Below are 6,808 nucleotides of genomic sequence, written 5' to 3' on the forward strand. Positions count from 1 at the left end.
AAATACCAGAAATAACCATCGGCTAATTTTATTATTTTCCATAATCCTTAATATCTAATACTTTTTTATAAAATTTTTCTCTATACTCCTCTCTTCTATCTAATAAATGAAACTTTAACATATTATCATTTATAATAACACTGTTATCTTTTCTTTCTAACGCTTTTTTCATTTCATCTGGCATCACTTTTAATTGAAATTTTTTGATCATCTTTTCTGGAAAAAATCTAAATGGCGCTTCCAAAACTTGCTGTGCTAGATTTTTCAATATTTTGGAAAATTCTGTATCTTGTCCGGAAAACGCAGGAAAATATTTCTTTACCCATAAATTTTCTTTCAAAAATTTTTGATAAACTCCATTGTTATAAAGAGGTGTAACCCAAAGCATCCAATGAAAAAGATAGGGGTCACCATCAGAAAGCGCAATTTTTGATATATCAAGAAAATCTTTGCTTATAAAAAAACTGAGACATATCCTGTCTTTATTATTCCCATTTTTCGGTCTCATATTAAAAATTTTTAAAAAAGAAGTTGTTAAAAAACGAGTTGTCCAAAGCCTGCCAGATTCGGCAATTATAAAAAAGTCTATGTCGCTCTTATCTTCCGCATTCATATATCCCAGAGAATTACAGACGCCGATAAATCGTATAAATGGAAATTTGGAAAATATTTTGGCGACTCTTTTTGCTCTTTCTATTTTCTTTAAAGAAACTAAAAAACGGGCTTTCCTTTTTTTTGCTCCATCTAAATTTTGAGGCAAAAAATAATACCCGTCTTCTTTTTTTATTTTATTTTCTTGTTCTAATAATTCTAGCGCGCAATATATTTCTTCCAAATTTTTTCTTATTCCAATGGATTTTTTTATTTCACAAATTGTCAGCGGAAATTCAAAAATATCATAAAAAGATAACACTTTTAAAATTTCGTATTTTAAATCACGCATATCTCACCTATCCTCCATTTAAAAAATTATTCCATGATCATTGCTGACGCTGGCGACTCTCCGGTTACCATGGTTTCTCTACTATCTTCTTTTACCAATTCTCTCTCTGTTAGATCATCTACAATTATTTTTTCTTCGTTTATTGAGATGATGCTACTTTTTGAAATAATTAAATCGCCCACTACCAGTCCTTTTACAATTCCACTTGGTCTTACATATATATTCGCCAACTCAAGCGTATCCGTATCCAAATCAAAATCCCGAATATGCCCAAGAGCTTGCTTGCTCTTTGTTTCTACAGACATACCAATTATTATTTTGTGGCTCAATATCATATTTTTTATTCTTGCTTCTTAAAATCTTCTTTTTTTATTATTTCTGCGACCAGTGCAGATTTTTTTTGTCTATTAAAAACTAGAAGTTGTTGACCAATGGTAAGAATGGTTGTTAAAAACCAATAAAGAGTAAGCCCCGCCGGAATGCTCGCACCGATAAATACCGTAAGGAGTGGCATCATATATTGCATCTGCTTATTCATCATTGCCATTTGCCCCTCATCTTTTGCTCCAGCGCCCGCTCCTTTAGGAGGGCGTTTAGACGGAAGCATCCTTGTCTGAAAAAACTGAGCAAGTCCGGCAAAAACCGCAAGTAAAATATTCGGTTTTGACATATCAAGAATACCAAATGCAATCGGATTTATCGTTTCGGGATTAGATATAAAAGGATATAGAACCTCAAATCCTTTTGATTGTAATGTTTGACGCATTGCCTGATAAAGAGCAATCAAGAAAGGAAATTGAATTAGAAGAGGAAGGCAAGAAGAAAATGGAGAAACCTTTTCTTGTTTATAAAGATCCATCGTTGCCTTTGCCAATTCTTGTTTATTATCTTTATACTGCGCCTGTAAAGCTTTTATTTTTGGTTCTAAGTCCTGCAAAGCTCGCTGAGATTTTAGTGCTTTGACTGAAAGTGGATACAAAAGAACCTTTAAAATAATGGTCAGAATAATTATTGAGATTCCAAAATCATGCCACGGAAGAACATCATAAAAAAATATAAGGGCATTATAAATTGGATTGTAAAGAATTATATGATAGATATAAAGCATAAATTCAATTATCAATTATCAATTTTCAATTCTCAATGAATTTCAAATGATTATTTAATAATTTTATAATTGATTATTCGTTATTTCCTTCTTTTGCTTCTTCAGTTGTCTCTTCTTCTACTTCTTCTTTTTTTACAACTTTCTTTTTTGAAGTTTTTTTCTTTTTTGACGCTTCTTCTTCGGATGATAGTTCTTCTGATGTCCCGCCACCTTCTATTATTGATGGTTCTCCATCATCTTCCGGAGCTATAGAAATTTCTGCCGGCTTGATGTCATCGTCACGATCTTCTTTCACGTTTATTTTCCAGCCGGTTAGTCTTGCTGCCAAGCGAACATTCTGACCATTTTTACCAATTGCTAAAGAAAATTGGTCAGGTGCTACTTTGGCGATTGCGGTTTTATCTTTTTCGTCTATTTCCATATTCAAAACCTTCGCCGGAGAAAGGGCATTTGTAATAAAAGTTCTTGCATCGTCGTTATACATAACAACATCAACTTTTTCTCCCCCTAATTCACTTATAATTGTTTGGATTCTAGCACCTCTTTGTCCAATGCAAGAACCGATTGGATCAATATTCTCTTCTTTGGTATAAACGGCAACCTTAGAACGTGAACCGGCTTCGCGAGCAACTCCCTTTATCTCAACAACGCCAGAAGCAATTTCTGGAATTTCTGATTCAAATAATTTTGCCACTATGTCCGGATGGGTACGGGAGACAAGAATTTGCGGACCCTTTGGAGTTTTTTCAACTGATTTTATATACACCTTTAATCGTTGACCTGGACGATAAAATTCGCGTGGTATCTGATCGTCGGCAAGCATTACTCCAGTTGTTTTTCCAATGTCAACCAAAATAATTCTGCCTTCTTTCCTGGCAATACTGCCAATCATTATCGCGCCTTCATTTTCTTTAAATTCTTCAAATACGATTTCTCTCTCTGTTTCTCTGATACGCTGAATAATAACCTGCTTAGCTGTCTGCGCCGCCATTCTTCCATAACTTTCGGGAACTTGAAGCTCAATATGCAAAATCTCTCCTGACTCTGCGTCTTTTTTAATTTTTTTCGCTTCTTCCAATGATATATGTAATTTTGGATAAAGCGTTATTTCTTTTTCTTTTTCGCGTTCTTCTTCGGTTAGTTCACTTCTCTCAAGTTTGCCTTCGGCACGAAGAACTTCTCGATCTTCAAGAATTTTTATTGCATCATCATACATATCATCCGTAACAACGGTTTTTTCATCAAAAACACGCGAACCACCGGTTGTCGCGTCAAACTCTACTTTAATGTTTTGATTTTTTTCACCAAAATCCTTGCGGTATGCTGCTGCCAGCGCCGCTTCAATGGTACCAATTACCATTTCATAAGGAATGTTTTTTTCGTCAGCTATTTGACGTATTGCTTTTTCGATATCAGACATAATAATGGCGTATAGTGTATAACGTGTAGCGTGTAGTTAAGGCCTAAACGCTAACCATTAAACTCTAAGGCCTAATTTTATTATTAAAATGGCCAGTCCATTAGACCAGCCTTTACTATAATTATAGTAACACGATATTGAAACTATGTCAAATTACTTATTTCCCAGCTTCACCTTCATATCTTTTTCTTCTCCTTCACGCAAAATCTTCAAAGTTACTTCATCACCAGGCTTATATTCATAAATAATTTCTGCCAAATTTTTATATTCATTTATATTAATATTCTCAACCGCCAAAATAGTATCCCCCGTGCTAAGACCGGCGGATGCGGCAGGAGAACCGGTTTCTACAGAGCGCAAAAGTCCGCCTCCATAAATATGAGCTCCCTTCTCATTCGGCAAATCGCTTCCCAAAGCAAAACCAAGATCAATATAATTTACTCCAAGATACGGTCTTTCTACACGCCTATCTTTTAAAACTGAATTTACAATGCCTTTAAAATAGTTTATCGGAATAATATAGTTATTATTGTCATTCGCAACCGCAATACCAATTACCTCTCCAAAACGATTTGCCATCATTCCACCATCAAGTTCTACAGGTATATCCCCTTGAAGTTTTATTACCTTCCCAAATTCTTCAGATGACAGAAGTAATTCGCCTTTGCTTGTCTTGTCTGGATAAAAATTTATTGCATTTACATAATTAAACCAGAAATTATTTTTTCCGCTTCCAGAAAAGACAACGTCACCCAATTGTACAGCCTCACTATCGCCCAAAGAAATAACTGGCAGTTTTTTTGCATCAAGCTTTAAAAAAACAACATCTGTCCATGTGTCATAGACCTTATCTTCTACATTATAAAGTTTATTTCCTATGCTCACAGTAAGCGTTTTTGCGCTCCAACCATCTACAGCACTTTGATTGGTAACCATCCAACCGTCAGAAGTGAGAATAAACCCAAACCCCAAACGATCTTTTTCGAGATACAGTCTATCTAAAAGCGCAGTTGCGCTTTTCTTTTTATAAATACCTACGACAGACGGCAAGGCCTTGTCTAAGAATTCAAACAGCTCCAGCCGTCCATATGCTTTTATTCCTAAACTTGTTTTTAATAATTCTTGAGTTTGATTTTCCGTATCTACATTTCCAATAAAAATACCGCCCGGTACATAAAAACTTATTATAGAAAATGTTCCGACCATAGCCGCCAAAAGACCAAAAATAGAACTTATAATAACCGGCTTTGTAATTTTTTCACCTAACTTTTTCATAAGTCAATATATTTCTTATAGTAACGAGAATAATTTATAAATTGCCTACACCCATCTTGCTGTAAATAGTATCAAAAATAAAAGGATTAGTCCAACGATGATATATCGCCTATAAACAATCTTTTTATATTTTAGATAATTAATCAGCACGCCTGAAAGAATATAGTATAGAATTCCCACCAAGGCTCCACTGGCATAAAAACCAATTGGTAAAAATTGAATGGCAGTGAATAATTCCGTAATAATCAAAGCAGCTATAAGCATCTCCGGAATAATGATTTTTGTTTTTTTCTTAAGCGTCCAAAGCGGACCATAAATGAGGCCTAAAGAAAAAATAAAAAATATAATAGATAAAAGCCATAGATGAAGCTGAATAAATGTTTTAATACCATAGAAGCTGGCGGAGAGAAAAAATATTGACACTACATTCATTAAATTATTTATTCGTAAAAAACTATCTCTGCTTTCGTCTGATGGCACTATTAAATAGTACAAAAAATTTTCAAAATAAAATAAAATATACGCACCAAGCCCCAAAACAAAAAAATGTTTAAAATAAACATTTTCAAAAAATAAAAGAAGAATAGTTCCTGACCAAACAAAAATTAGAGGGCTTGCTAAGTAGTGCCAAAATTCGTTCTTCCCTGAAAATTTTTTTTTAGGCAATAGTACTCCTAAGAAAATTACAGAAGCTGTCAGCAAAAGAATATAAATAAGCCACGTCGGTTTTAAAAGAATTGTTTCCAGAGCTAAAAAAATAATTGTTCCCTCCAAAATCGGAATTATGTGTTTCATATTCTGTACGTTTATTTTTGGCGCCGAGCAATAAAAAAATACTCATGGCGTAGATTATTTTTTATCATATTTTAAAAATATTTTTTACTGGCGCAGACAATCATCCTTAAATATACTTATGGTAAATCGCACTGAAAACAATGGTTAGGTGCAGTATTAGCGATCACTAACCTTTTTCTTTTCTAATTCTATAAAATCTGTAGCAAAAACGCTAATCGCCGTTGCTACCGGAATTGCTAAAAGCGCTCCCAAAATACCGGCAAGGGTATACCCGATACCTAAGGACAAGATACTTACAACGGGATTTAAGCCAATAGCTTTTTGCATTATTTTTGGAACAAGAATATGATTTTCAAGCTGTTGAATAACAACGTAGATAATCAAAACTAAAAGTCCTTTTATTGGCGCTTGAGAAAAAGCTAAAAAAACAGCCGGAACAGCAGAGGCCGGTGGTCCAAAATATGGAACAAGCTCCAAAATTCCCGCTAAGATAGCAAGCACCAAAGCATATTTGACTCCAAGAATCATAAGTCCAATATAAACAAGCGTACCTATGATAAGACCCAAAACAAGAGCTCCACGGAGCCATAATCCAATTTTATGTTGAGCGCGAGTCATAAGACCCACTAAGTGCGGTCGATAACGCTCCGGCGCAATACTTTTGAAAAATTTCTTCAAAGCATTTCCTTCCACAACCATATAAAAGGTTAGAACCAAAATCAAAACAAAAGTTATAACGCCTCCTAAAAATCCTTTGAACGTTGAAAATACTCCGCTCAAAGCTCCTGGTATCCCAGCCTGTAAAGAACCGAGGGATTCTCCGGATTCGGAAACAAAACCCTTGCTAACAGCCAAATCTTTTAATGCGGTAACGCTATTTACTACATCATCGCTATAAATAGAAAGATTTTTTACAAGTTGTCCAGATTGCTCAACAAGCGGAGGGATTAGAAGAACGAGGACTGCAGATAGAATGCCTATTAATACTATATATATAAGAAGGACAGCCAAAGCGCGCGGAATGCGTTTTCTAGCAAACCAATCAGCAAATGGGTCAATAAGCGTTGCCAAAATTAGCGCAACAATAAAAATAACAAGAATATCTCTTATTAGATACATAAAGAAAAGCGCTAAAATAACCAGCACCACTTTTAATACCGCCCAGATACTTACATCAAAAATAATTTTCTTTTTATCTTCCATAATTATGATTATATTATAACACTAAATAATCAAGTTAACAATGCACCACTTTGTTAATTACTTC

Annotated in this window: 7 protein-coding genes; all 7 read right to left on the minus strand. The window is 34.5% G+C overall.

The window, feature by feature from the left end; all coding sequences use genetic code 11:
- Positions 1-31 precede the first annotated feature (31 nt).
- Positions 32-943, minus strand: a complete 912-nt coding sequence (locus COU51_00720) for a hypothetical protein (GenBank protein ID PIR67029.1) — start codon at positions 941-943, stop codon at positions 32-34.
- Between the two features lie 26 nt (positions 944-969).
- A complete protein-coding gene (locus COU51_00725; protein PIR67030.1) occupies positions 970-1,278 on the minus strand; it encodes a hypothetical protein in 309 nt (102 codons plus the stop codon).
- 5 nt (positions 1,279-1,283) lie between these two features.
- Positions 1,284-2,051: a hypothetical protein gene (locus COU51_00730; GenBank protein PIR67031.1), complete on the minus strand. Its 768-nt coding sequence runs from the start codon at positions 2,049-2,051 to the stop codon at positions 1,284-1,286.
- Positions 2,052-2,124: 73 nt separating this feature from the next.
- Positions 2,125-3,471 carry a transcription termination/antitermination protein NusA gene (gene nusA, locus COU51_00735; GenBank protein ID PIR67032.1) on the minus strand — a complete coding sequence of 449 codons (1,347 nt, stop codon included), beginning with the start codon at positions 3,469-3,471 and terminating at the stop codon, positions 2,125-2,127.
- A gap of 153 nt (positions 3,472-3,624) precedes the next feature.
- Positions 3,625-4,746, minus strand: coding sequence for a hypothetical protein (locus COU51_00740; protein PIR67033.1), 1,122 nt, complete (start codon positions 4,744-4,746; stop codon positions 3,625-3,627).
- Between the two features lie 45 nt (positions 4,747-4,791).
- On the minus strand, positions 4,792-5,541 hold the full coding sequence (locus COU51_00745; GenBank protein PIR67034.1) for a hypothetical protein: 750 nt from the start codon (positions 5,539-5,541) through the stop codon (positions 4,792-4,794).
- Positions 5,542-5,697: 156 nt separating this feature from the next.
- Positions 5,698-6,744 (minus strand): hypothetical protein, encoded by a 1,047-nt coding sequence (locus COU51_00750; protein PIR67035.1) that lies wholly within the window; start codon positions 6,742-6,744, stop codon positions 5,698-5,700.
- Between the last annotated feature and the right edge of the window lie 64 nt (positions 6,745-6,808).

The sequence above is a fragment of the Parcubacteria group bacterium CG10_big_fil_rev_8_21_14_0_10_36_14 genome, from assembly GCA_002772895.1.
Taxonomy (GTDB): Bacteria; Patescibacteriota; Patescibacteriia.